The organism is Pseudomonadota bacterium (genome assembly GCA_027624715.1).
Lineage (GTDB): Bacteria > Pseudomonadota > Gammaproteobacteria > Burkholderiales > Eutrophovitaceae > Eutrophovita.
In genome coordinates, this window is the sequence record JAQBTV010000007.1 from 37,524 (window position 1) to 63,201 (window position 25,678).

Sequence of the window (25,678 nt, forward strand, 5' to 3'; positions counted from 1 at the left end):
ATACAGGACGATATTTAACATCGTCCTGCCATCGAGTTAAGGTAGGTTTTAGCTCCTTAGGTCAGGAGGTGTTTCAAAAGTATGGTACGGAGCTGGAGTGGGCAGATGCGTCCACTCTAGTGTCGTAGCGCCTTCCCAAGGCTTTTCTGGTGCTTTTTCACCACTGCGGATTGCTTTAAGCACCACATACAAGAAAAACACTTGAGACAAACCAAATCCAAAAGCGCCAATCGACGAAATCATGTTCCAGTCTGCAAACTGAAGCGCATAATCGGGAATGCGACGCGGCATTCCAGCTAGCCCTAGGAAATGTTGAACGAAGAACGTAACGTTGAAAAATGTGATTGATAACCAAAAATGAATCTTAGCTAAACGCTCGTCATACATTTTGCCAATCCATTTCGGCAACCAGTAATACACACCAGCGAAAGCAGCAAACAGTGCGCCTGCAACCATCACGTAATGGAAGTGAGCTACCACATAGTAAGTATCATGGAGCTGGATATCAATTGGCGTAACCGCTAAAACAAGACCCGTGAAACCACCAATCGTGAACAAGAACAAAAATCCCTGAGCAAACAACATCGGCGCTTCAAACGACATTGACCCCTTCCACATTGTAGCTACCCAGTTAAATATCTTGACCCCTGTAGGTATGGCAATCAACATTGTTGCGAACATGTAGTAGAGCTGAGCCTCAACAGGCATGCCCACCGTGTACATATGGTGCGCCCAGACCAAGAACGAAAGTATCGCAATAGAGGCGGTCGCATACACCATAGAGGGATATCCAAATAAAGGCTTCCTCGAAAAGGTAGGTATCACTTCAGAAATAACACCAAAGGCTGGAATTGCAATGATGTACACCTCAGGGTGGCCGAAGAACCAAAATATATGCTGATACATCACAGGATCCCCGCCACCTGCCGCATTGAAAAAGTGTGTCCCAAAATGACGATCCGTCAAAGTCATAGTGACCGCCCCTGCGAGTACAGGCATGGATGCGACTAGAAGGTACGCTGTGATCAACCACGTCCAGACAAATAAAGGCATCTTCATCATTGTCATCCCTGGTGCCCTCATATTGAGAATCGTAGTGATGATATTGATTGAACCCATAATGGAAGACATACCAAGAATATGAATAGCAAATATCATCATATCCATGCCCATGCCTTGCTGAATTGTCAGTGGAGCGTACATCGTCCACCCCACACCCCCAGCACCGCCAGGAGCCAGTAAAGAACCCATCAATAGAATACCCGCTGGAGGCAACAACCAAAAACTCCAGTTATTCATTCGAGGGAACGCCATATCAGGCGCACCGATCATCATTGGAATTTGCCAGTTCGCAAAACCGACGAACGCCGGCATGATAGCGCCAAACACCATAATTAATCCGTGTAGCGTCGTCATTTGATTAAAAAACTCAGGTTCTACGACCTGGAGCCCAGGCTGAAATAATTCTGCCCTGATAACAAGTGCCATGGCACCGCCCACAAGGAACATCGCAAAACTGAACCACAAGTACATAGAACCGATATCCTTATGATTCGTTGTGGTGACGTATCTCATGATGCCTGTTGGCACGTGATGGTCGTGACTATGATCGTGTACCGCTTCCATTTTGATTCTCCTTAGACGAATCTCAATTCAATTAATTTTAAAAACTAAACGCTATTCAGATCGAGCTGCAGCAATGTCAGCCGGTTGCAAGAAGTCTCCGGTGGAGTTAATCCCATTCCTTTGATAAGCAATAACAGCCGCAACATCCATATCAGAGAGGATAGGGCCCCAAGCTGCCATCATTGGATTCTTGGCACTGCCATTTAAAATGATATCCAAGTGCCCTTCAAGCGACCCAGTAGCAATCTTGCCACCCTTAATTGCTGGGAAAGTTGGCGCCATACCTACGCCACCCACCTGGTGGCATGCAACACAATTCGCGTTATAAACCTGTTCACCCGTAGCCACCAACTCAGCAACCAAATAGCTCTTATCAGAATCAAAGGATGGCGCTCCAGCCACATTCAATTTCGTTTGGATCCAAGCCTGGTAATCTTCCTCAGTCACAACTTCCACCACAATGGGCATAAAGCCATGTTCCTTGCCACACAGCTCGCTACACTGGCCTCGGTAAATCCCTACGGTCTCTGCCTTGAAGGCAATATCGCGGATAAAACCAGGAATCGCATCTTGCTTAACCGCAAGGCCAGGAACTGCCCAAGAGTGAATAACGTCGTTTGCCGTTGTTAAAATACGAATCTTCTTGCCAACTGGAACAACAACTGGATTATCAACTTCCAACAAATAGGTACGTCCCTTCTCAGTAACACCATTAATTTGGCTCCGTGGTGTTGCGAGTGTGCTGTAAAACTTGACGCCTTCATCCAGATATTCATAACCCCAGCGCCACTGATATCCCGTCGCCTTGATGGTAATGTCAGAGGCCGAAGAATCTCGAGTCGCTAAAAGCAATCGGGTTGCCGGAAAAGACATAGCTATCAAGATAATGACTGGTATCACAGTCCAAATTATTTCGATAGTCGTGTTTTCATGGAAATTTGAAGCCTTATGCCCTACCGATTTCCGATGCTTCAAGATAGACCAAAACATGGCTCCAAACACAAAAATGGAAATACCCACGATGATCCACATCACTAAACCATGGACGGCTTGAATTTCTTTACCCAACAAAGTGCTAGCAGGCGTAAAGTTTAGGTTCCACTCAGCAAACACCGAACCAGGTGTCAACGCCAGTAACATGCCGAGTACCCGCAGACCAAATAAGCCTCTCATCATTCCCCCAAACATACTTTTGACATTCATAAAGGCCCTAATTTTAACTCAAAAAAAAAAATTCTTATCTCAAAATCAACATTTGAATTTGCTTCGCTAAATCACGCTTTCCGGCAGCAGACAAAAGCCGACCCACTTCAACGCGCTCTCCATGCGACCCTACACAAACTTTTAAATAGTTAGATGAAGTTTGCTCTAAGGAGACGTGTAACCAGTACCGATTGAAAGAACTCTTTTGGTACATCCCTGAGAAGCTGGATTCGAAAACAATTTGGTCTCCGTCAATCCGTATCAAATCGTAGTCATCACTTTGTTTTTTCAACCACCAATACGCAACGCCAAGAGCGACACACTCCAAACTTGCAAAGGGCAGCACCAACCATAGACCTTGTGTGGCAAAGCCAATTGCGATGGAAACTGTCACAGCGCCAAGTAGCAAAAATACCGTAGCGACTGAAGAACGTGCAACATCGGGCCTTCGCATCAAGATTTCTGCGTTACTGAGTATTGTCAATCCATTAGAATCTTTCACTACTAGACCGCCTCCATAAAAAATAAGTGTGCTAAATTTATTCCCAAAGAGACTGTAGCACATCACTTTTCGAGACCGCAAAAATAAAGGTCAAAAACAGTACTAAATTACATAAGACTACAACTGTTCAAAACGTTGACATCTTAATATCAATTACTTTTTGCCCTTTATGTGAGGTTCTTGTTGGAACTCGCCAAGCGTGTCCTAACACCAACTCACAAGTCGCAGTTAGCCGACCGCTCTCGGCCGCGCTCGACTGTTCGGCAAGATACCGAATAGCATCCGCGCCTAACAAACCGGCTTTAGGGGAAGTCTTAAGCGCAACCGACCCATGCGCACGAATATCTCTCATCATGGACAACGCGTCAGCATACGTGAGCGTCAACTCTTCCATCTCCACAACCGGATCTGAAAAGGATGCTGCCATCAATTGATCGCCTAAATCATGCATGTCTAAATGCGCGCACAAACGAAAACCCCGTTTGTGGTCTGGTCGCTTCAGTTCTTTCAGAGTATCAGGCCCTAATGAAGAGAATATGAATAAGCCTCCAGGCTTCAAAATACGGTGGACCTCCGCCAAGGCCTGGGTTAACTCGTCACATTCGAAGAAGAAAGGTAAATCCAGGTTCGAGTACACCATATCCGCTGAAGCTGAGGCAAAAGGCAGCGCACTAAGATCCCCACAAACATGCAACTGCCTAGCCATCCAGGGAAACCTGAAACCAACACTGAGACGCCTCGTTGCCAAACGAGAGTGAGCAAAATCAAAACCTATGAGCTGGGGATTCGACGGGAATCTCTTTTTTAGGCCGTGAGCACCAAAGCCAGAAACCAGAATCAGCTTAGGCTCTAGACGCAGAATCTCTAGCCGAGCATCAAGTCGTTTAGCGACCTCATCGTAGAGAAAGATCTGATGATCAGAACGGCTAAAACAGTGATTGATCGTGGCTCTGACTCGCCCTTTCATTCAACGGGAGACGTTATCGGTTGGCACCAGTCCAAGCCGGGAAAACAATTCATCATCGCCGCATGCTGTCGCATTTGGTGTGGTCAACAACTTCTCTCCATAAAACACCGAATTAGCGCCCGCGAGAAAACAAAGCGCCTGCATCTCATCGGACATGTCATTCCTACCGGCGGACAGCCGAACCATAGCCTTTGGCATTGAAATTCTAGCCGCAGCAATCGTTCTAACAAATTCGATCGGGTCGATGCCCTGGACACCAACCATTGGAGTGCCGGGAACTTTCACCAAATTATTAATTGGAACGCTTTGAGGATATGGGTCCATATTCGCGAGTTGGGCGATCATATTGGCACGATCATCACGGGACTCCCCCATTCCAATAATGCCGCCACAGCAAACTGACACACCGGCATCTCTAACTCGCTGAAGCGTTTCATGTCGGTCGTCTTGCGTACGGGTCGAAATAATCTCTCCATAGTATTCAGCGGACGTATCGATATTGTGATTGTAATAATCCAACCCTGCGTTTTTAAGGACCTCGGCTTGCCCGTCCTTGAGCAGCCCCAGCGTGGCACAAGTTTCTAGCCCAAGAGATTTCACTGCCACGACCATCTCCGCGACCTTAGATAGGTCTTTATCCTTAGGCCCTCTCCACGCAGCCCCCATACAAAAACGACTTGCACCTTTTGCTTTTGCTTCTCTGGCCGCTCTAACCACGTCGTCTAATGCCATCAACTCATCGTCTACAACGCCTGTGTTAAACCGGATCGACTGAGGACAATATCCGCAGTCTTCCGGACAACCACCCGTCTTAATCGACACCAAGGTAGACAGTTGTATCGCGTTAGGCTTGAAATGTTGCCGATGAACTTTCTGCGCATCAAACAATAGATCCATTAACGGCTGTTCAAAGAGGTTTTTAACTTCTTTCTTAGTCCAACCATGCTGAACCTTAAAAGGCGAGGGACTACTGCTTGTTACTTCTAATAGCTCAACGTTCACATCGTCTCCTATGCATTCTTTTTATAGCAGTTACATCACCGCATCTGCTGTATTACCCAAAAATGTGGCATATTCAGCTTGAGTACGATCAATGTCTTGCACAACAAACAAACTCTTTTACGAAAGTGACTTTTACAGGCGCAAGTATACTCAATGTTTAGCGTAATCTTATATCAACCTGAAATTCCCCCGAATACTGGCAACATTATTCGCTTATGTGCGAATACTGGTTGCACCCTGGATCTCATTGAACCTTTGGGGTTTCATTGGGATGACAAAGCGCTCATGCGTGCTGGGCTTGATTACCATGAATTTGCACAAATCCAAAAATACCCAAGCTGGGAAGTGTGGCGAAATAGGCACCAAAATTGCCGAGTAGTCGCCTTCACAACAAAGGGCTCAAGCAGATATGACCACTTCGACTTCCAAACTGGAGATTGCCTCTTATTTGGGCCAGAGACGCGCGGGCTTCCCGATAGCGTTCTCGATGAATTCCCAACCGACCTCCGACTACGCATCCCCATGATCTCAGCAAGCAGAAGTTTAAATCTATCGAACACTGTTTCTATAGGCGTATTTGAAGCATGGCGGCAAATGAATTTCAGCGGTAACAAATAGTCAATCCGATTTTAGGGTTAAAGCTCTGACTTGGGTGAACGCGCAAACAGTTCCTTTGCTGCATCTCTCGGAGAAATTGCGCCAGATAAAACCCGCGTTACGGATACGGTAATTGGCATTTCAACCTTAAGACGCCGAGCTAACAACATGACTTCGTTTGCCGCATGAACACCTTCCGCCACTTGGCCCAAAGCCTTCTCAGCCTCTCGAAGAGATTTACCTAAACCCAACGCATAACCGAGTCGTCGGTTACGAGATAAGTCACTGAAACACGTCAGCGCCAAATCACCCATGCCAGATAAACCCATAAATGTTTCAGGCTTAGCTCCCAAAGCAATGCCGAGCCTACACACCTCACTCAAACCTCGCGTTACAAGTCCGGCTAGAGCACTTGCGCCAATCCCTAACGCATCCCCCATCCCCGCAGCAATCGCAATTACATTTTTAACAGCACCGCCCACTGACACCCCGATCACATCCTGATTAAAGTAAGTTCGAATGCCACCCTGAAGCAATACCTTGGAAAATACATCTGACGTAGACGAATCCGCTGACGCAAGACTTACAACTGTGGACTTTTGCTCACCCACATCCCTCGCAAAACTGGGCCCAGAAAGAACTGCATAGCGGGCCTTGGGCGCGACATCTTCGATCACCTGAAAGGGTAACAAACCGGTATCCACCTCAAAACCTTTGCAAGTAATTAGGTAGGGAATTCCATCACCAACGATTGAATGACATTCTATAACAGACTGACGCAGCCCCACAGTTGGGACCGCCATCACAATCCCTGATGCGCCATCAAGGGCCGCCTCTAAGGCATTAGTAACTTGAACGCGTTGAGATAGCGAGACTCTAGGAAGATATCGTTGATTTTCTCTGTACTGATTCATGCTATCAACTAAGTCAGCGTTAGCGCTATAAAGACTCACCAAAGATGATCTACCGATGGAGACGGCTAATGCCGTTCCCCAAGCGCCTGCCCCAATAACCGCAATCTTCATCTCATCTCACAATCCCACACAAACGACTAGGCCCTCAGATATAGAAGCGATTAATCGAGGAAAGAATCAGTGCTTAGTTGCCTCACTACTCTCTGGGGTAGCTTGCTCTTGCTCTTGCTCTTGCTCTTGCTCTTGCTTGCGCGCTCTATAAACTGCTTCAAAATTCATCGGCTGCAACAAAACTGGCGGAAATCCCGCCTTAGAAACCGCTTCAGATATTGTCTCTCTCAAATAGGGAAAGATGATATTTGGCGCCGCAATACCCAACGTCATTTCTAGTGAATCACCAGTCAAATTACGGATTTGAAATACACCGCCCTGACTAGCCTCCACCAAAAAGAGTGTTGTATCCTCAATCTTTGCAGTCACCGTCGCCTTCACCAATACCTCATAAAAACCATCCTCTAACGCCTGAGCTGTGTTGTTCATCGTAATTTCAATTTGCGGTGCCCCTTTTTTTTCCTTAAACACGCCAGGCGCACCAGGAACCTCTAGGGACAGATCTTTTACGTACAACTTCTCAATCGAGAATACTGGCTTATCATTTTCACTCATGATTTTTTAAATTAGTCTTGTCTACTGTTGATGAGAAACCATCTCGTAAAAGCGCCTCGAGATCTCCTTTCTTGAGGAGAGAGACGACGTCATCATGACCGCCAACATATCGATCGCCAATATATATTTGCGGAACAGTTCGTCTGCCTGTTCGCTCTACCATCTCCGCACGACGATCTGGCTGATCATCCAAATTTATCTTATTAATAGTAGCGCCTTTTGAAGCCAATAACTTCTCGGCACGTACACAGTATGGACACCAATCGGTGCAATACATGGTGACCTCAACGGTCGCGCTTTCAGTTTGTTGCATCAATTGTCTCCCCCCTTAATAAATGGAGATTACTTTCCTTCTCGCGAAGTAGGTAAACTGGCTTGAGTCCATGCAGACATGCCGCCAGATAATACATATAAATTATCAAATCCTTCTTTGGATAGTAACTTTTGAGCAGCCCGAGATTTAGCGCCCGAAGTACAAACCAACGCAATTGGATGTTTCTCAAGTTTTTTCAGTTCATGCGCACGCTGCTTAAGAGACCCAAAGGGCATATTTTTTGCCCCCAAGATACTCCCCGCCTCAAAATCTTTCGCATCCCGTACATCAATTACTGCGGCGTGCTTACGATTTATGAGCTGTACCAGCTCCTGAGCCTCTAGCGTTATAGGTGTTGCGTTACCCAACATAAGTCTGGGAATAATCAGATAACCACCACTGATAAGCACAGCCATGACAAGCCAGATATTTGATGAAATAAAATCCATTGTTGACACCATACATCTCCAGAAAGCTATATAAGTCCTTAGTCATTCTCATCTTATGGTCTCAAGCCGGATACTGGCCGAAATAAAACCACAGTCTCTTTATGAAAATGTAGGTCGTAAATTAATGTCTAATGGGGATTTTACTGAAATTTGTCCTCGAAAGCTCAACGCGTCATCATAACGATTAAAATATGCCAATGATTATTTAGTTTTTAGGTTAAGTACATATGAAAAAATTAGTTCTCTTGCGACACGGAGAAAGCGTTTGGAATCAAGAAAACAGATTCACAGGTTGGGTGGATGTCGACCTAAGTGATAAGGGCGTCCGAGAGGCCAAAGAAGCGGGGGCGTTACTGAAGAGGGAAGGGTTCAATTTCGACCGGGCATTTGGATCAATGTTAAAACGAGCGATCCGCACAATGTGGCTCACACTGGAGGAGTTGGATCAGATTTGGGTCCCTCAATCGCTCACCTGGCGTTTGAACGAACGGCACTACGGAGCGCTCCAGGGATTAAACAAATCAGAAACTGCTAAAAAATTTGGCGATGACCAAGTTTTGCTTTGGCGTCGAAGTTATAACACCCCGCCTCCACCGCTTGAAAATAATTCTCCGATGGACCCAAAATTAGACAAAAGATATAGCTCAGTTCCGGACAAAGATCTCCCGGTTACCGAATGTCTGCAAGATACCGTAAAAAGATTTCTACCCCTTTGGGAAGAAACCATCGCCCCCCTAATTTTAAATGAAAAAAAACTTTTAATCGTAGCTCACGGAAATACCCTCCGAGCATTAATTAAACACCTCGACCACATTAGCGAAACTGATATCGTTGACCTAAACGTGCCTACCGGCATCCCGCTTGTTTACGAACTAAATGATACGTTACAACCCATGAGAAAATATTATCTTGGGGATGAATCTAAAGTCAAAGCTGCCACTGCTGCAGTAGCGGCTCAAACAAAAAGGTAGTCTATCAAAATGAATAGTATTCGCTCCCTCACAATGCTCGCAGGCTTCATGCTAGCCTGCGTGCATGTAACGACTATTGCTGCGGACAACATTCAAGAGAAAATTAAAAATACAGATCAGAAAATACTGAAGGAGCAGAAAAAAATAAAAGAAGAGGAAGATAAACAAAAAAAAGCAAAACAAGAACTCAGCAAAACAAAAAAAGAAATCGACAATTTAGATAGAAACTTAAATCAATTATCAAAAAAAGAAAAAGTGCTGCTTGGCGATCTGAAGGCGCTGGAAAAAAAAGAAGACAAGCTTCAATCTAGCATCACTGATGAAAAGATTCGTTTATCTCGGCTAATAAAACGCACCTATATTTTAGGGTACTCGCCTGAAGCTACGCTCACAAGTAGCTCCTCAGCTGATAGCAAAGCATCTACTTTCTATCTCAAAAAGATCGGCCTGCAACGATCTGAAATCATCAAAAATTTTAATGCGAAAATTACTGAAATTGATCAACTTCAAGATATGAAGCAGAGCATAAGAAGAGAATTAAAAAAAATAAAAAAGGACACGAGTAAACAAAAAAGTGCGGCGGAACGTAAAAAACAAAAAAAATCGTTTGAAATAGATGGTTCAAAAACACGGGTAAAACGTAGCGAGCAAAAAATTAAGGAGGAAAATAAACGACTCATGCAATTATTTGCAGAACTTGAAAAAAGTAAAAAAGAGCGCATAAAAAACAATAGCTTACCGGACAGAAGCCTTATCGGGAAACCATTTCAAGCGCTGAAAGGGAAACTTAGGCTTCCTGCCCTAGGTACAGTTACTGCAAAATTTGGGCAAAGAAGAGTGGGGAGCGAACTTCCTTGGGAAGGCATATTTATATCGTCCAGCCCAGGCAATAGTGTTAAGTTAATAGCCGGAGGCTCTGTAGTTTATTCCGACTGGCTAAGAGGGTTTGGAAATTTAATCATCGTTGACCATGGTAAAGGCTACTACAGCCTTTATGGCAATAACGAATCCATCTGGGTTAGAGAGGGTGATCAACTCGCAGCTGGGGACCAATTGGGAACTGTTGGTAATAGTGGGGGTCACACAGCACCTGGGGTGTATTTTGAGGTACGACACAACAGTAAACCTCTAGACCCAATGGAATGGGTTACTATTACTAACTAAATAGAGGACATTATGGAAATGTCCGCCGCGCCGAAAACTCGGTCAGCAATTTAAGGGATTCTTTATGACAAGTAAACTAAGTAAATTAGGCTTATTATCACTCGGGCTTGTAGGCGGGCTTCTAATTAGCCTCCAGTTCTCTGCGATAGCTGATAGAAGCGCTGCAACCCTACCTATCGATGAATTAAGATCGTTCACCGAAGTTTACGGTCGCGTCAAAAATGATTACGTTGAAGCAATTAATGATAAAGAGCTAATAGAACACGCCATCAATGGCATGCTGTCTGGCCTCGATCCACATTCGGCTTATTTGAATGAAGAAGCCTTCACGGAAATGCAAGTGGGCACTCAGGGTGAATTTGGAGGTCTTGGTATCGAAGTCGGCATGGAAGATGGCTACGTTAAGGTTATCGCTCCGATAGAAGACACACCTGCCTGGAAGGCTGGGCTTAAGTCGGGAGATCTCATTATCAAACTCGACGATACAAATGTGAAGGGTATGACACTTAACGATGCCGTTAAGTTAATGCGTGGCAAACCAGGTACAAACGTTATTCTTTTGATTATTCGAAAAGGGGAGCCTCAACCTAAAACAATCACGGTCACGCGCGATATCATTCAAATCCAAAGTGTCAAATATCGCATGCTCGAAAAAGATTATGCCTATTTCAGGGTGACCCAGTTTCAAGAACATACTGGAGAAAAACTCGGACAAGCGATTGAAAAGCTCTTCTCCCAAAACGAGAGACCAATGAAAGGGATAATCTTAGACCTGCGGGATGACCCTGGAGGGTTGCTGACCTCCTCCATTGGCGTGTCTGCTGCGTTTCTTTCTAAAGATAAACTTGTCGTGTACACGGAGGGACGAACCAATGATGCCAGCATGCGCATGTATGCTCGGCCAGAATTCTATGCGAGAGGACCTAAAGGTGATTATTTAACAAACGTTCCAGAAGCTGCAAAAACAGTTCCCATGGTTGTGCTTGTGAACGGTGGATCAGCATCGGCTTCTGAGATTGTCGCCGGCGCTTTGCAAGATCATAAACGTGCCGTAATCATGGGCACCCAAACTTTCGGTAAAGGATCGGTACAAACCATCCTGCCATTAGGGAACGGCACTGCCATCAAACTAACGACGGCGCGCTACTTCACACCCAGTGGCCAATCAATACAAGCAAAAGGAATCACACCCGATATTGTGTTAGAAGATGCTACGCTCAAAAGCAATAAAGACCCGTCTCTGCCAACGAAAGAAGCGGACCTCAAAAATCGCTTGGACAATCCACAAGGCGATGATGGAGCGGTACAAAAAGTCTTAGAGAATGATGCAAAAGCAGAAGAGATGGCTGACTATCAACTGATGCAAGCTCTCAACTTACTGAAGGGATTGCAAATTTTGTCGCCCCGCTAAACACTCATGAGGAAATGCTGAGTAAGCCTTATCCATTGCAGCTTATCACGCGGGATAGAGTCTTTGGTGGGCGATGTCGACAAAACCAATATGAACGATGACCAACTTCTAAGATATAGTCGGCATATCCTTCTGCCAGAAATTGGCGTCGAGGGTCAAGATTTAATCCAACGAGGCAGGATCTTAATTATTGGCGCAGGTGGATTAGGCTCACCTGCAGCCTTATTTCTTGCTTCCAGTGGAGTTGGCTCAATTACGATTTGCGATGAGGACACGGTGGACCTAACGAACCTTCAGCGTCAGATCATTCATACCACCGCCTCTATTGGCATGCGCAAAGTGGATTCTGCCGCTCGCTCCATGAAGGCCATCAATCCAAACATCAACATCAATGCAATAACGCTTCGCGCTTCAGGGACTATGTTGGAGCAGCTAGTATCTGAAGCATCGATTGTTTTAGATTGCTCTGACAATTTTGAGACGCGACACGCAGTGAATAAAGCTTCTGTTAAGTTAAAGAAGCCTTTGGTTTCAGGTGCCGCAATTAAATTTGACGGACAACTTGCCGTTTTTGATCCGCGAAATCTTGAAAGCCCGTGTTACCAGTGTCTATTCCCCGAAGAAAATGAATTCGAAGAAACGCGATGTGCTGTAATGGGCGTTTTCGCACCTCTAGTAGGGATCATTGGAACAGCGCAGGCGTCCGAAGCACTCAAGTTATTAGCAAACATTGGTCGGCCGGCTACGGGAAAACTGATGCTGTTTGACGCCCTAGAGATGGAATGGCGCTCCATCAAGTTAAGCAAGGATCCGCGCTGCTCCATTTGTGGCGTATAAAACTCGCCCTTGAATAGAAGGTAATTAAAAATAAGGGCGTCAAACGTCCCCCAACAGCATCCTTATCTGAACGTCGCTGTATGTCATTGGATCTTTGGTATAACGGCTTTTTGCAAATTGATACCATCGACCAACCACGTACGCCATAATTTGGTTACCCTTTGGTTCAATTTCTAGCGCAGAGTTCAGATCCCCTTGATTGATTGCGAATCGCAGTGACTGCTTAATCGAGGACTCTAATCGATCGTGCAAACGATTAATGCGATCCTGTAACCTGTCATTTTCATAGACCAAAGCGTCCCCAATTAAGACACGAGTCATGCCGGGGTTTTTCTTCGCAAAACTCAATAGCACACTAACCATCGAGGACACTTGATTTAACCCACTTTCCTCAGTTTCAGAAATTTTATTGACCAACCCAAAAATAGTTTGCTCGATAAACTCAATCAATCCTTCATACATCTGAGCCTTACTAGCAAAATGTCGGTACAGGGCCGCCTCAGATACCTCGAGCCGCGATGCTAACAAAGCCGTGGTTATCTTTTTACAATTGGGGTCCTCCAACATCTGTGCTAATTGCTGGAGAATCTGAAGTTTTCGATTGGCAACTCTGGGCATCGGCAAGAAAAATGATTTATTGACTAAGTTTAGTAGGTACTAATTATCAGCTACACATTAACATACACATCCTGGACAATGCTTCCAAACTTTTCTCGCGCTTTAGTGTCCGTGAATCCTAATACAGCCGCCTTACCTTAGCGTCTACCCAGTTAGGTTGATTTAACTCGCGCGTTACCCAAACTGTCTTCATCCCCAGTCGTTTCGCTGAAAATAGATTGATTAAAGAATCCTCAACCATCACACACCTTGAAGCTTCAAGTCTGTGTGTTTTCAGTACTTTACGAAACCCAATCATAGAGGGTTTGGGATTCATATTCGTAGACTCTATTGAAAAGACCCCAGCTAGGAAGCGACGAATCCCTAACAACCTCAACATTTTTTCAAGATATGCGGTTGGAGAGTTAGAGAATACGATTTTCTTACCCGATATTTGCCTAAACAATCGTATTAACCTGGAGGAACGCGAGGCAAGGCTATGCAATTCTCCGATATCATGAGTTTTTTTAAGGAAATCCTCTGCGTCAACGGCATGATGCCGCACTAAACCCAACAGGGTTGCTCCATATTTATCCCAGTAAAGCTTGCGTAAGCGATTTGCCTCATTCCTCTCAACACATAAATGACGCTCGATGTATTGGGTCATTTTCTCGTTGATGAGTGGAAAGATTTCCCTTCCAGATGCGAACAATGTGTTATCAAGATCAAAAATCCAAGCTGACGGTTTAACCTCGGATTGTTGTATTTTGCAGCATGCCTCAGTGAGAAATTTCACACTAGCGGCTGCGAATCAGAGTACCAACGCCTTGGTCGGTCAGCACTTCCAGTAACACCGCATTTTCCACACGACCATCAATAATATGAACACTATTCACGCCGCTCCTTGCCGCATCAAGCGCAGATGAAATCTTAGGTAACATACCTCCGAAAACCGTTCCATCTTCAATAAGACGATCGATGTCGCCAGGGGTAAGACCCGTCAATAATTGTTCATTCTTATCAAGGATACCAGCCGTGTTCGTCATCAATATTAACTTTTCTGCTTTAAGTACTGACGCTAGCTTCCCCGCTACAAAATCAGCATTGATGTTATACGCTTGACCATCCTCACCGTAACCGATCGGCGCCACGACGGGGATAAACCCCTCCATTTCCAATGTCGAAATGACTCGTGGGTCTACAGATTCCACCTCGCCGACTTGCCCTAAATCTAACGGCTCACCATCCGCAATCATCTGAAGTTTCCTGGCTCGAATAAGACCCCCATCCCGACCCGTCAAACCTACGGCTAAACCACCCGCATTATTAATCAGACTAACAATATCTTTATTGACGTGAGCGCCAAGGACCATCTCAACTATATCCATAGTCTCTTTATCCGTAACCCTCATACCTTGAATAAATGTCCCCTTTTTGCCGAGACGAGCCAACATGTCATTAATCTGTGGGCCACCACCATGGACAATTACCGGATGCATGCCAACAAGCTTCAACAACACTACGTCGCGTGCGAAAGATCGTTTTAACTTTTGATCGACCATCGCGTTACCGCCGTACTTGATGACAATGGTCTTTCTATGGAAGCGCTTTATGTATGGCAGAGCCTCTGCCAATATTTGAGCTTTTTTGTGAGCCTCCCCAGTATTTAGCGACATTAGTAGAATCCCTGTTTAAATGCCTTATCGTGGCGTTCTAATTTTAACCGACTTATTGTATTTCGAGCCAGTACCTACTATTGCGCTACTTATCCGTTTAAAATACGACTCTCTTAAAATACATTTTTCTTCTTCACGAATGAATAGTAGACGTTTTTTCTTATTGCTGCTGTTCTTACTCACTTCTATTAGTGCGTTCGCCAAACCGGATAAGACCGTCAGCTCTAGGGGTCAAGTTTATGTCTTAGGCGACCTATCGAGCGGAAGCATCATCAGTAAGAAAAACGCATCTCGAACTATTGCTGCCGGGCCCTTGACGAAACTGATGACGTTATATGTTATTTTCTCCGCCCTCGAGTCTGGAGACATTCGTTTAAACGATAAAATAAAAGTATCCGAGATTATTTCTAACGTACCCGGGCCTCGCATGTTCCTATCCGAAGGAGATCGCGTCAAAATCGAGGACCTCGTCAAGGCCATAATAATCTATGGCGCTAACGACGCATTAATGGCACTTATTGAGGAAGTTTCAGGGGCCGAGTCTACATTTGTAGCAACGATGAACAAAAAGGCAAAGTCAATTGGTTTAAGCTCTTCACGCTTCGTCGGTGCTTTTGGACAAAAGGCGAAGCAAAGTCGCACCACTGCGTCCGATTTATATCGACTATCAGTCGCTATCATTACAGACTTTCCGCAATATTACCCCTACTTTAAATTACAAAAACACGAATGGCAAAGCATTACCCAACACAGCCCCAATAGTTTACTGGGTAGGGATAAACACAATGACGGACTCATACTAGGAAACATACCCACCATCGGGCTTCTTGGATCTATTTCTAGCGATCGAAATGGGCGTCGAATACTGTTGGTGCTAGGTGGCGTAACGCCTAAACGCACTTTTCCTCTAGAGGCTCAAAAGCTGATAAATCAAGCTTTTGAGGAATTCGAAACGATCCTGCTATTCAAGTCGAACACATATCTTGGTCAAATCACAGTTTCGCAAGGTAAAGATGAGGTTATCGATATTGGGTCCTCGAAAAACATTTCCGTTACGATCCCAAGAGGGACGAAGGAAGATCTCAAAGTACACATTGAAAGCATGCAACCTCTCATCGCACCAGTTAAATATGGGCATATTGTTGCCAAACTTACCGTACGCCTAGAAGACAAGACAATCTTAACGTCAGATCTCATTACTCTAAAAGAAGTACCACGAGCAGGAATTTTAATTAGAGGCTGGAGAGAATTAAAATCTTTCGTACTTCAACTGATAGGATTCTTAAACAATTAATAGTCAAATAAGAAAAAAGTAAAATATCTATCATGGGCACTCACCAAACTGAAAAAACCGAGGGTATCGAATATCCACTCTCGTTCCCGATTAAAGTTATAGGACATTCAACGATTAACTTTAAGGAAGATGTGCTAGAAATTCTGAGAAAACATGCACCCGATGTCGATGGCCACGAGGTAACCACCAGCATGAGCAGCAACAAAACTTACATCAGCCTGACATGCACCTTCCTCGCTGAATCACGGGAACACCTAGAAACTATCTATGCCGAACTTAAGGCCAGCCCATCCGTTTCGATCGTTATTTAGTTATTCTCTCAATCAGTCCTATTTTGTAAGGTTGGAATTGTGATTGTTAAAATGCTTGGTTTAATAGATTATGAGGAATCACTCCAGAGGATGAGAGAGTTCACACTTAAACGCTCTGAAAAAGAAGAGGATGAATTGTGGGTCGTCGAACATCCTCCGGTGTACACATTAGGATTAAAAACAAAAATAGAAAATCTTCCTCATGTTGAGCAGAAAATACCGCTGATTCAATCTGATCGCGGAGGTCAAATAACCTACCACGGACCCGGCCAAATCATCATATATACATTGCTTGACCTTAAAAGACTGAAACTATCCGTTAAAGGAGCCGTTAGATTATTGGAGCAAACCGTTATTAATTTACTATCATCGCTTGGCATTAAGGGTAATGGAGACGAAGCGCGACCTGGGATTTACGTTCAAGGTAAAAAAATAGCATCCTTGGGGCTTAAAATTAGAAACGGATACTCATATCACGGTGTCGCCTTAAATGTTGATATGGACCTTAGTCCATTTGAGCAGATTAATCCGTGCGGATATGCCAATCTAAGTGTCACGCAACTCAAAGATTTAGATGTTAATCTGTCCATTGATGACATCAGTCAGCGGTGGGTTGATCAATTTCTCGTATCCTTTGAAGATAAAATTTAATACCAATATGAATACCAAAAAAATCAGAGAAACAGGGTCACAGAAAACCGCAAAAAATCCGATCAAAATACAACTGACTGATCCTCTCAGGAAACCCGATTGGATACGTGTCAAGCTTCAGACGAGCATCAAATTTCAAGACGTCAAAAATAAACTTCGCAAAAGCTCCTTATACACCGTTTGTGAGGAAGCGACCTGTCCAAACATCGGAGAATGTTTTTCTAAAGGAACGGCTACGTTCATGATTTTGGGAGACCTATGTACACGAAGGTGTCCATTTTGCGATGTTGCACATGGTCGGCCCAATGGCGTTGATGAAGCCGAACCAGGGAGGCTTGCTAGTACCATTAAAGATATGGGTCTCAAGTACGTGGTGATCACAAGCGTGGATCGCGATGACCTAAGGGATGGCGGCGCAGCACATTTCTCCGCCTGTATCAAAGCTATTCGCTCGGTCTCGCCAAATATCAAAGTTGAAATACTTACCCCTGACTTCAGAGGTCGGCTTGATACTGCGATTCGTTTGTTAAGTACCCAACTACCAGATGTTATGAACCATAATCTAGAGACCGTTCCTCGACTGTATAAACAAGCACGGCCCGGAGCCGACTACCAGCACTCTCTTGATTTGCTACAGCGATTTAAAAAAACAAACCCCAGCGTAGTCACTAAATCTGGCGTTATGGTTGGGCTCGGCGAAACCGATGCTGAAATCGTCGAGGTCATGCGCGATTTAAAAAAACACGAGGTAGATATGATGACGATTGGACAGTATTTACAACCGACTAAAGGGCATCTACCCGTAGAACGTTATGTTCACCCTGACCAATTTCGCCGATTCGAACAATTAGGACTCTCAATTGGGTTTAAACATGTTGCATCCGGGCCATTAGTTCGGTCCTCCTACCATGCTGACGAGCAAGCTAACGCGACTATCGCTCGAGATAATTGAGTAGAGCTTGCAACACTCTAGCCGACTCTAATCCCACGAGGCAATCACTGACGCTCTCAACATGCCGAGAACAACCCTCTTGACGGCACGGCACACAAGATCCCAGCCCTTGGATCAACGTTACATTTCCAGCCGTCTGTGAGCCGACCTGAGACCAAGCACTAAGGCCACCAGAATAGTCCTTAGGCCATGGGCCCCAAACCAATGGACTAGAGGGGCCAAAAATAGCGATCGTTGGCGTGCCAGTTGCCGCAGCCATATGAGTGACCGCCGTATCGGTTCCAACATAACAATCCGCAGAACAGATTATTTTTATCAATTCATCAATTGATGTTTGATTTAAAAGATTGAGCACCCTCGGTTGGTCAGCATATATCCGCTTTAAATCGTCAAGATCTGGCTCATCAAATGTCCCGGCAAGGACAACCCCTAGTTCACGCTCAAGACATGCTTGAATTAAGGATTGCCACTTTGAAAGCGGCCATTCCTTATATTTGAACTTAGGTGTCAAATGCATCACGACATAACAATTTTTATACAGCCACTGATTAAATAGGGCAACTTGAATCTCTCCTTCGGTCAGTCGTTTAGAGATCTGAGGCGCTCTTTTGGAACTATCCACTAAATCAGCCACAATGTCGTGATACATTGCTAATGTATGCCGTCCCGTACCATCAAATTCGACCCATTTATGTAGAGCCCACTTCTTCCAAAAATATTTATTAGTCGTAGTTAATGTGCCATACCGTTTTTTTCCCATCAACCACGCATACAAAACCGGCCTATCACTCGGCAATAAAGAAATAGCGATGTCGTAACGACGATAGTGTTTCAATATCAATCGGAGATGCGTGCTAAAACTGCTTCGTACTGGTACTAAAATCATATTATCAATTTCTGGGTTGGATAAAACCCCGGCCTCGGTACCACGAAACACCAACATATCTAGTTGATCGTTAGGGTAAAGAGTTCTCAATGCATGAACAACGGATGTCGCTAAAAAAACATCCCCTACTCTTCTGGGACAGATGACTAAAATTTTCAAGCGGCTTTCTCCTCTTTTTCCCATACTTTAGTCTCAACGGTAAGTGATATCTTTATACACTTATGAAAACCAAATCTTTCTGAATGAGGCTTTATTTTAAGCAATTGACTGTCCTCGGAGTAAAATGATTTATAAATTTCTAACAAGACAGCTCAAACGATCAGCCGTGAACGCACCAACGCGAGTCCTTATCATTAAAACTTCCTCATTGGGTGATGTTATCCATAACTTCCCAATGGTCTCCGATATCTCCATCGAATTTCCAAAATGCAAAATAGATTGGCTTGTTGAGGAAGCTTACGTTCCGCTGGTTAATTTGCATCAATCGGTTGAACGCATTATTCCTGTTTCTTTACGTCGATGGAAACAGGCTTTTTTTTCCAGAACAACCTGGCAAGAATTCAGAAGCTGCATTCACGAAATCAAGAAGCACCGGTACGATTTAGTTATTGATTCTCAAGGGTTAATTAAAAGCGCTGTACTCGCAAAACTCGCCGGGGGACCGAGTTGCGGATTTGGAGCAGGCTACGCCAGAGAAAGATTGGCAGGAATGAGCTATAAAATTGGAATAAATATTGACTGCGACCAACACATGCTGGACCGGTGTCGCAGGTTAGCCGCCTCAGCGTTGAGTTATCAAGTCCCAGACAAACTGAACTATGGCTTGATCAAAAGCAATACACCATCTATGCAAAGCAATAAGGTCCTCATCCTATGCTCATCAGCTCAAACCAAGAAACTATGGCCTACGAATCGGTGGGTCGAAATCTGTCGCTACCTGAGTGCTATTGGATTTGAATGTCAATATACATGGGGGGATCAGACAGGCCGCGCTATTTGTGAGCAGATTGCATCATCGGCTGGTGGTGAAATAATGCCTAAAATGCACTTGGGTGACGTTGCCACCCTACTGAATCAATCTCGCTTAGTCGTTGGGCTCGATACCGGGTTATTGCATCTCGCCGCAGCACTTGAAGTTCCTTTGGTTTCTATCCATGGCGCATCTGACCCGTTAAAAACAGGACCTAAAGGAAACGGGATCATGGAAAGATGTGGCTCAAAGAACTGCTTCCCCGATGCGGACGAAGTCAAATCAGCACTAACAGCCATAACGACGATTATCCGTGATGGCGCTCTGAATTGATGTATTTTCTCTACCAAATATTAGGTTGGGCAAGTCTACCAATCGCTATTCTACGAGTCTTTCTTCGGAGTCGTATGGAGGCCAGTTACCGTAAAAATTTATCTGAACGTTTTGGCCTGCTAAAATTAAAACAAGATAAACCCGTGATTTGGCTACACGCAGTATCAGTCGGCGAAGTACTCTCATGCCAGCAACTCGTCGAACACCTTGAGAGCAAATATAACGAATATAACGTACTCATCACATGCACTACACCAAGCGGACGCGAAACGGCTAAGAAATTTAGCTCTACTAGAGTAAGCGTTTCTTACTTACCCTTTGATATCAATCCTTTTATTTCGACCTTTATTCGACGCATCAAACCGATATTTCTTTTGGTCATGGAAACTGAGATATGGCCAACGCTCTACAAAGAATGTTCGAAACACGGCATACCCATTTTTATGTTGAATGCACGATTATCCGAAAAATCCATGCGGGGTTATCTAAAATTCAAGACCCTCAGCCGACAGACGATTGAGTGCGTGACGGGTATTTTGGCGCAAACGGAAAGTGATGCATCACGACTAAGCCGCATTGGCGGAAAAGAGATACTCGTCACAGGTAACCTCAAATTCGACAGGAGAGCCACTTCTGAACAAATCAAACTGGGTCAGCGTTTTCGCGAGTTATTCGGAGAGAAAAGACACATCGTGGTTGCAGCGAGCACCCGAGACGCAGAAGAGACACTGATCATCGATAGTTTTATAGCTCAATGCCCGGCAGACTGCTTATTGGTTTTAGTTCCTAGACACGCCCGACGATTCCCCTTAGTGATGGAGCTCATTCAGAGTCGAGGTCTCAAGGCAGTCAAACGTAGCCTGGAAGAGCCTGTCCCGGCGGATTGCCGCATCGTTCTGGGTGATTCAATGGGAGAAATGTACAGTTATTATGCTTGCTCTGATGTAGTCATTATGGGAGGTAGCTTCGTTTCATTAGGTGGACAAAACCCTCTCGAAGCCTTGTCGATTGGAAAATATGTCATTATGGGACCCCATACCTTCAACTTCAGCGATATCGTAGCAAAAGGAATAACGGCAGGCGTCATTTGCGCTACGCAAAACATCAACGCGGCCATGTCGTCAGTCAACGACATACTCTCAGATTCGGATAGTACCCGCATAAGAAGAGAAGTAGCCATACAGTTTGTCGACGAAAATGTCGGAGCACTGCAAAAAACGATAAATTATTTAGAATCGCAAAGAAAAACCTGGCGCACTAAATAATTAAACCCCCTCACCCTGATATCACTGACTGCACACTTGCATCGTGCTCTTCAATGGGAATTTCAGGGACAATTTGAAGCGAAAAAGCTGCAGCTACTAACGTTGAGGACTCCGGTAACTTAGACATTACCGAGTCGTAATACCCTCCGCCATATCCTAGCCTTTGCCCTTTTTGGGAAAAGGCAACACCCGGAACAAGTAAAAAATCAATGTGCTGCATATCCAAACACTCGCTTCGCGCCGGGTCAGGTTCACGAATACCCCAACGGCCTACCAGAAGCTCCTCCGCTTTTCCACTCCAACTGTAGAATGAAATAACATGACTTGTCGATTCAATTTTAGGAAGAACAATAGTTTTCCCCAAACGCAGCCCCTCAGCAAGAATAATGCCTGTTTCAAACTCACTCCCAAATGACATGTAAACCGCCACAACCTCGGACTGCTTAAAAGAACTCAACTCTAGAATGATTTCAGAGATATTCCTAGAGGATTCCGTACGATGAGCTTCCGGCAAGAGATTACGCTCAGACAGAATTTTTTTTCTTAGTTGAGCTTTTTGTTTTTTGATGTCCATGGCTCGGTCAAAGTTTATAAAAATGTCAAACAAACGCATGCCAAAGGTAAAATACGACTCTCGATAAATAATTGGACTTTTGAGTAATATCTCACCTCTTAATAATCGGTCAAATTACAAGTCCAACTCATACTCACAAGTCTGCACTATACTGTCCTATCAGCATACGTTATTTTTTTGCAATTGCCTTTCCGGCTTAAGGAGTTTTGAATGAACGCTAACCCTAATTTTCTCAACTCAGAGGCCCAAATTGACCAAGCCTCGACGTCTTCCTTTCCTAATTCTAGGAAAGTGTATGTGGCCGGATCGACCGACGACATTCACGTGCCAATGCGAGAAGTGAGACAGTCATCCACGGCCGGAGTCAAGGGTAATGAAGAAAACCCCCCTATCTTTATTTACGATACGTCGGGCCCTTATACCGACCCTGAAGTAAAAATTAACATTCAGGAAGGCTTGCCCGAGTTACGCAAGCGCTGGATCGAATCAAGAGAGGATACCGAAACACTCAATGGCCCCACTTCCGAATACGGCATACTAAGACTCAATGACCCGAAACTAGCCGCACTTCGATTTAAATTACATAGACAACCACGCCGAGCTCAGGCAGGCAAAAATGTTACCCAAATGCACTATGCTCGCCGAGGCATCATCACGCCTGAAATGGAGTTCGTGGCTATACGAGAGAACCTGCAAAAAGAAAAATATTTATCCCGACTGTCGGAGTCACACCGCGCGCTCATTGAAAAGCAACATCCCGGGGAATCCTTCGGAGCCAACATTCAATCGAGCATAACGCCAGAATTCGTCAGGCAAGAGGTCGCTGTCGGGAGGGCCATCATTCCTGCCAACATCAACCACCCCGAGACAGAACCAATGATCATCGGTCGCAATTTCCTTGTAAAAATAAATGCCAATATTGGTAATTCTGCAGTTTCCTCCGGGATACAAGAAGAGGTTGAAAAAATGACTTGGTCTACCCGTTGGGGTGGCGACACAGTTATGGATCTTTCAACAGGAAAACATATTCATGAAACACGAGAGTGGATAGTACGAAATTCACCCGTACCCATCGGTACAGTGCCTATTTATCAAGCCCTAGAAAAAGTTGATGGTAAAGCAGAGGAACTTTCCTGGGAGATTTTTAAAGACACTTTAATCGAACAAGCCGAACAAGGTGTTGATTACTTCACCATCCATGCAGGGGTACGCCTTCCATTTATTCCAATGACGGCAAACAGGATGACGGGCATCGTATCGCGCGGTGGCTCAATTATGGCTAAATGGTGCTTAGCACATCATCAAGAGAGCTTCTTGTATGAACATTTTGAAGACATCTGCGGGATCATGAAAGCTTACGATGTGGCATTTAGTCTTGGGGATGGGTTACGTCCGGGATCAATTTATGACGCGAATGATGAGGCTCAGTTCGCTGAACTCAAAACTTTAGGCGAACTCACGCAAATCGCTTGGAAGCATGACTGCCAAGTTATGATCGAGGGTCCTGGGCACGTTCCGATGCACATGATTAAAGAGAATATGGATCTTCAACTCAAACATTGTGGCGAAGCACCATTTTATACACTAGGACCGTTGACGACAGACATTGCACCGGGTCATGACCACATCACATCAGCGATAGGCGCTGCCATGATAGGCTGGTATGGAACTGCCATGCTTTGTTATGTTACGCCAAAGGAACACCTTGGTCTTCCTGATAAAAACGATGTCAAAGAAGGCATCATGGCTTATAAACTTGCGGCTCATGCCGCAGACCTCGCGAAAGGACATCCAGGAGCCCAGATGCGAGACAACGCCTTGTCAAAAGCGCGATTCGAGTTTCGATGGGAGGACCAATTCAATCTAGGACTGGATCCCGAGAAAGCTAAAGACTTCCACGATCAGACGCTTCCCCAGGAAGGGGCGAAGCTAGCCCACTTCTGCTCGATGTGCGGTCCTCATTTTTGCTCGATGAAAATCTCTCAGGATGTAAGGGACTATGCCAATCAACAAGTAGCTGAGGGGATGAAGCAAAAATCAAAGGAATTTATCGAGTCAGGAAGTGAGCTTTATAAAAAAGCTTAATCTGAGGAGAAATACCGCCTCAAAAACTGCCTACTGGATAATTACATTGGCGCCACTCGATTCAAATACTTTGAACCAAGCTGTACATGGAAAATACACTCAACATTATCTTGATCGGAATACTGGAGGGGTTAACTGAGTTCCTACCCATATCCAGCACGGGACATTTAATCATTGCATCGAGTCTTCTTTCTTTCAACGGCGCTGAAGTAAAAGCCTTTCTTGTAGTCATACAATTAGGCGCCATTCTCGCCGTTTGTTGGCATCAACGATTAACAATCGGCAATGCCGCGAGAGAGTTGCCCCACAAAAAATGGGATAGTTTCGTCGCCAAAATCGCTGCAGCATTTATGCCCACAGCTTGCATTGGACTGATGTTTCACGATCTAATTAAAACCTATTTGTTCTCGCCAATCTCTGTGTCCTGTGCACTAATTTTGGGTGGTGTTATTATCATTTGGGTAGAACATAAAAATAAAACACCTATTGAAGTTGCGGTAGACGATATAACTGTCACCCAGGCAATAAAAATTGGCTTTTTTCAGGCACTGGCGATCTTTCCTGGAGTCTCTCGATCGGGAGCGACGATTATTGGTGGACTGACCATCGGGTTGTCCAGAAAAACCGCTACATTATTTTCTTTCCTGCTGGCGATTCCAACGATGTTCGCAGCTACAATTTTTGATCTAACGCAACACCCAGAACTGTTAACAGCCTCCGCGCTACCAGCACTCTCCATGGGATTTTGCGTAGCCTTCATCACAGCACTACTGACAATCAAAATCCTCATTAACTTCGTGTCAAAACACAGTTTCGCGCCCTTTGGGTACTACAGAATAATTTTTGGCGTAATCATTCTTCTCACCTGGAAGTCGGGGCTCATAACATGGCCATCAGTCTAAAGTAGACGCCTTTCCTTAGGGATGCATTAACCTTGAAGCCAGGGTAGGCCGCAAAACTTCCAACCAGCAACGGTTCCACGGTGTCCAGAAGAGTCTTTATCCCCCTCAAATCCGTCAAGAATATTTATGGCCTTTGTGTAGCCCACACTAGCCGCCAAAGATGCTGCGGCATGCGATCTAGCACCACTGCGACACAGAAACATAACATAGGCATCGGTCGGAACAGTTTTCTGGAGTTGGGTTAAAAAGGCTTCATTTATTTCGCCAGCTGGAAAAGACTGCCACTCAATCTGAATCGAATCAGGAACAACACCGACGTACGCCCATTCCGCTCTGGTTCGAACATCCACAACGTATGCGGACGATTCATTTTCAAGAATAAATTGAGTTTCCAGTGGTGTTGATGCACCAAAATAGCCCAAACTCGAGCTCATTCCCCGCATTTTGATAGCATCGATCACTGCATTAAGGTCCATTTTCATACAATTCCATACCCGCACCACGCTAAGTAGCGCTATTTAAGTGCGTGAAACGTTTTTTCGCACTAAAATAGTGCGAAA

28 protein-coding genes are annotated in these 25,678 nt (G+C 44.8%); 13 read left to right on the top strand and 15 right to left on the bottom strand.

Annotated features, from left to right (window positions below; all coding sequences use genetic code 11):
* Nucleotides 1-48: 48 nt before the first annotated feature.
* The 5 genes from ctaD to bioB form a co-directional block, all read right to left on the bottom strand.
* Nucleotides 49-1,626, bottom strand: coding sequence for a cytochrome c oxidase subunit I (ctaD, locus tag O3A65_06020; protein ID MDA1332026.1), 1,578 nt, complete (start codon nucleotides 1,624-1,626; stop codon nucleotides 49-51).
* A 51-nt stretch (nucleotides 1,627-1,677) separates the two neighbouring features.
* Nucleotides 1,678-2,829: a cytochrome c oxidase subunit II gene (gene coxB, locus O3A65_06025; protein MDA1332027.1), complete on the bottom strand. Its 1,152-nt coding sequence runs from the start codon at nucleotides 2,827-2,829 to the stop codon at nucleotides 1,678-1,680.
* A 34-nt stretch (nucleotides 2,830-2,863) separates the two neighbouring features.
* Nucleotides 2,864-3,331: a DUF2244 domain-containing protein gene (locus O3A65_06030; protein ID MDA1332028.1), complete on the bottom strand. Its 468-nt coding sequence runs from the start codon at nucleotides 3,329-3,331 to the stop codon at nucleotides 2,864-2,866.
* Between the two features lie 127 nt (nucleotides 3,332-3,458).
* On the bottom strand, nucleotides 3,459-4,298 hold the full coding sequence (locus O3A65_06035) for a methyltransferase domain-containing protein (protein ID MDA1332029.1): 840 nt from the start codon (nucleotides 4,296-4,298) through the stop codon (nucleotides 3,459-3,461).
* Nucleotides 4,299-5,300 (bottom strand): biotin synthase BioB, encoded by a 1,002-nt coding sequence (gene bioB / locus O3A65_06040; protein ID MDA1332030.1) that lies wholly within the window; start codon nucleotides 5,298-5,300, stop codon nucleotides 4,299-4,301.
* Between the two features lie 153 nt (nucleotides 5,301-5,453).
* Here bioB and O3A65_06045 point away from each other — a divergent pair, with 153 nt between their 5' ends.
* Entirely contained in the window at nucleotides 5,454-5,918 is a 465-nt protein-coding gene (locus tag O3A65_06045) for a tRNA (cytidine(34)-2'-O)-methyltransferase (GenBank protein MDA1332031.1), read from the top strand.
* Between the two features lie 17 nt (nucleotides 5,919-5,935).
* On the opposite strand, the gene O3A65_06050 is transcribed toward O3A65_06045, so the two are convergent.
* The 4 genes from O3A65_06050 to O3A65_06065 all read right to left on the bottom strand — a co-directional run bounded on the left by O3A65_06050 (nucleotide 5,936) and on the right by O3A65_06065 (nucleotide 8,239).
* Entirely contained in the window at nucleotides 5,936-6,922 is a 987-nt protein-coding gene (locus O3A65_06050; protein ID MDA1332032.1) for an NAD(P)-dependent glycerol-3-phosphate dehydrogenase, read from the bottom strand.
* 66 nt (nucleotides 6,923-6,988) lie between these two features.
* Entirely contained in the window at nucleotides 6,989-7,477 is a 489-nt protein-coding gene (gene secB, locus O3A65_06055; GenBank protein ID MDA1332033.1) for a protein-export chaperone SecB, read from the bottom strand.
* On the bottom strand, nucleotides 7,470-7,754 hold the full coding sequence (grxC, locus tag O3A65_06060) for a glutaredoxin 3 (protein ID MDA1332034.1): 285 nt from the start codon (nucleotides 7,752-7,754) through the stop codon (nucleotides 7,470-7,472). The genes secB and grxC overlap by 8 nt, the downstream gene beginning before the upstream one ends.
* 65 nt (nucleotides 7,755-7,819) lie before the next feature.
* The gene (locus tag O3A65_06065; GenBank protein MDA1332035.1) at nucleotides 7,820-8,239 is read right to left on the bottom strand and encodes a rhodanese-like domain-containing protein; all 420 of its coding nucleotides are present in this window, start codon (nucleotides 8,237-8,239) and stop codon (nucleotides 7,820-7,822) included.
* 227 nt (nucleotides 8,240-8,466) lie between these two features.
* On the opposite strand from O3A65_06065, the gene gpmA reads away from it, so the two are divergent.
* From gpmA to moeB, 4 genes are all read left to right on the top strand, one after another.
* The gene (gene gpmA, locus O3A65_06070) at nucleotides 8,467-9,210 is read left to right on the top strand and encodes a 2,3-diphosphoglycerate-dependent phosphoglycerate mutase (GenBank protein MDA1332036.1); all 744 of its coding nucleotides are present in this window, start codon (nucleotides 8,467-8,469) and stop codon (nucleotides 9,208-9,210) included.
* A gap of 9 nt (nucleotides 9,211-9,219) precedes the next feature.
* Nucleotides 9,220-10,374, top strand: a complete 1,155-nt coding sequence (locus O3A65_06075; GenBank protein MDA1332037.1) for a peptidoglycan DD-metalloendopeptidase family protein — start codon at nucleotides 9,220-9,222, stop codon at nucleotides 10,372-10,374.
* A 64-nt stretch (nucleotides 10,375-10,438) separates the two neighbouring features.
* Nucleotides 10,439-11,785, top strand: a complete 1,347-nt coding sequence (locus tag O3A65_06080) for a S41 family peptidase (protein MDA1332038.1) — start codon at nucleotides 10,439-10,441, stop codon at nucleotides 11,783-11,785.
* A gap of 90 nt (nucleotides 11,786-11,875) precedes the next feature.
* On the top strand, nucleotides 11,876-12,622 hold the full coding sequence (gene moeB / locus O3A65_06085; GenBank protein ID MDA1332039.1) for a molybdopterin-synthase adenylyltransferase MoeB: 747 nt from the start codon (nucleotides 11,876-11,878) through the stop codon (nucleotides 12,620-12,622).
* Between the two features lie 39 nt (nucleotides 12,623-12,661).
* Here moeB and slmA read toward each other — a convergent pair whose 3' ends face one another.
* From slmA to argB, 3 genes are all read right to left on the bottom strand, one after another.
* The gene (slmA, locus tag O3A65_06090) at nucleotides 12,662-13,240 is read right to left on the bottom strand and encodes a nucleoid occlusion factor SlmA (protein MDA1332040.1); all 579 of its coding nucleotides are present in this window, start codon (nucleotides 13,238-13,240) and stop codon (nucleotides 12,662-12,664) included.
* Between the two features lie 118 nt (nucleotides 13,241-13,358).
* Nucleotides 13,359-14,015: a pyrimidine 5'-nucleotidase gene (locus O3A65_06095; protein ID MDA1332041.1), complete on the bottom strand. Its 657-nt coding sequence runs from the start codon at nucleotides 14,013-14,015 to the stop codon at nucleotides 13,359-13,361.
* A gap of 1 nt (nucleotide 14,016) precedes the next feature.
* Entirely contained in the window at nucleotides 14,017-14,895 is an 879-nt protein-coding gene (argB, locus tag O3A65_06100) for an acetylglutamate kinase (protein ID MDA1332042.1), read from the bottom strand.
* Between the two features lie 139 nt (nucleotides 14,896-15,034).
* Between argB and O3A65_06105 the strand changes: the two genes are divergently transcribed.
* The 4 genes from O3A65_06105 to lipA are packed head-to-tail and all read left to right on the top strand — an operon-like array spanning nucleotide 15,035 to nucleotide 18,103.
* Nucleotides 15,035-16,189, top strand: a complete 1,155-nt coding sequence (locus tag O3A65_06105; GenBank protein MDA1332043.1) for a D-alanyl-D-alanine carboxypeptidase — start codon at nucleotides 15,035-15,037, stop codon at nucleotides 16,187-16,189.
* Between the two features lie 32 nt (nucleotides 16,190-16,221).
* Nucleotides 16,222-16,500 (top strand): DUF493 domain-containing protein, encoded by a 279-nt coding sequence (locus O3A65_06110; GenBank protein MDA1332044.1) that lies wholly within the window; start codon nucleotides 16,222-16,224, stop codon nucleotides 16,498-16,500.
* Between the two features lie 39 nt (nucleotides 16,501-16,539).
* Nucleotides 16,540-17,151: a lipoyl(octanoyl) transferase LipB gene (lipB, locus tag O3A65_06115; protein MDA1332045.1), complete on the top strand. Its 612-nt coding sequence runs from the start codon at nucleotides 16,540-16,542 to the stop codon at nucleotides 17,149-17,151.
* A 7-nt stretch (nucleotides 17,152-17,158) separates the two neighbouring features.
* Entirely contained in the window at nucleotides 17,159-18,103 is a 945-nt protein-coding gene (lipA, locus tag O3A65_06120) for a lipoyl synthase (protein MDA1332046.1), read from the top strand.
* Here lipA and O3A65_06125 read toward each other — a convergent pair.
* Complete coding sequence (locus O3A65_06125) at nucleotides 18,084-19,148, bottom strand: glycosyltransferase family 9 protein (protein ID MDA1332047.1); 1,065 nt, start codon at nucleotides 19,146-19,148, stop codon at nucleotides 18,084-18,086. The two genes, lipA and O3A65_06125, sit on opposite strands and share 20 nt — an antisense overlap.
* 124 nt (nucleotides 19,149-19,272) lie before the next feature.
* Here O3A65_06125 and waaC point away from each other — a divergent pair, with 124 nt between their 5' ends.
* Both waaC and O3A65_06135 read left to right on the top strand, forming a co-directional pair.
* A complete protein-coding gene (gene waaC / locus O3A65_06130) occupies nucleotides 19,273-20,292 on the top strand; it encodes a lipopolysaccharide heptosyltransferase I (GenBank protein ID MDA1332048.1) in 1,020 nt (339 codons plus the stop codon).
* A gap of 74 nt (nucleotides 20,293-20,366) precedes the next feature.
* Entirely contained in the window at nucleotides 20,367-21,557 is a 1,191-nt protein-coding gene (locus O3A65_06135) for a 3-deoxy-D-manno-octulosonic acid transferase (GenBank protein ID MDA1332049.1), read from the top strand.
* Nucleotides 21,558-21,567: 10 nt separating this feature from the next.
* On the opposite strand, the gene O3A65_06140 is transcribed toward O3A65_06135, so the two are convergent.
* A complete protein-coding gene (locus O3A65_06140) occupies nucleotides 21,568-22,164 on the bottom strand; it encodes a 5-formyltetrahydrofolate cyclo-ligase (protein ID MDA1332050.1) in 597 nt (198 codons plus the stop codon).
* 177 nt (nucleotides 22,165-22,341) lie between these two features.
* On the opposite strand from O3A65_06140, the gene thiC reads away from it, so the two are divergent.
* Together thiC and O3A65_06150 are read left to right on the top strand one after the other, a co-directional pair.
* A complete protein-coding gene (thiC, locus tag O3A65_06145; protein ID MDA1332051.1) occupies nucleotides 22,342-24,216 on the top strand; it encodes a phosphomethylpyrimidine synthase ThiC in 1,875 nt (624 codons plus the stop codon).
* 86 nt (nucleotides 24,217-24,302) lie between these two features.
* The gene (locus O3A65_06150; protein MDA1332052.1) at nucleotides 24,303-25,118 is read left to right on the top strand and encodes an undecaprenyl-diphosphate phosphatase; all 816 of its coding nucleotides are present in this window, start codon (nucleotides 24,303-24,305) and stop codon (nucleotides 25,116-25,118) included.
* A 26-nt stretch (nucleotides 25,119-25,144) separates the two neighbouring features.
* Here O3A65_06150 and O3A65_06155 read toward each other — a convergent pair whose 3' ends face one another.
* Complete coding sequence (locus O3A65_06155) at nucleotides 25,145-25,594, bottom strand: rhodanese-like domain-containing protein (GenBank protein MDA1332053.1); 450 nt, start codon at nucleotides 25,592-25,594, stop codon at nucleotides 25,145-25,147.
* Nucleotides 25,595-25,678 lie beyond the last annotated feature (84 nt).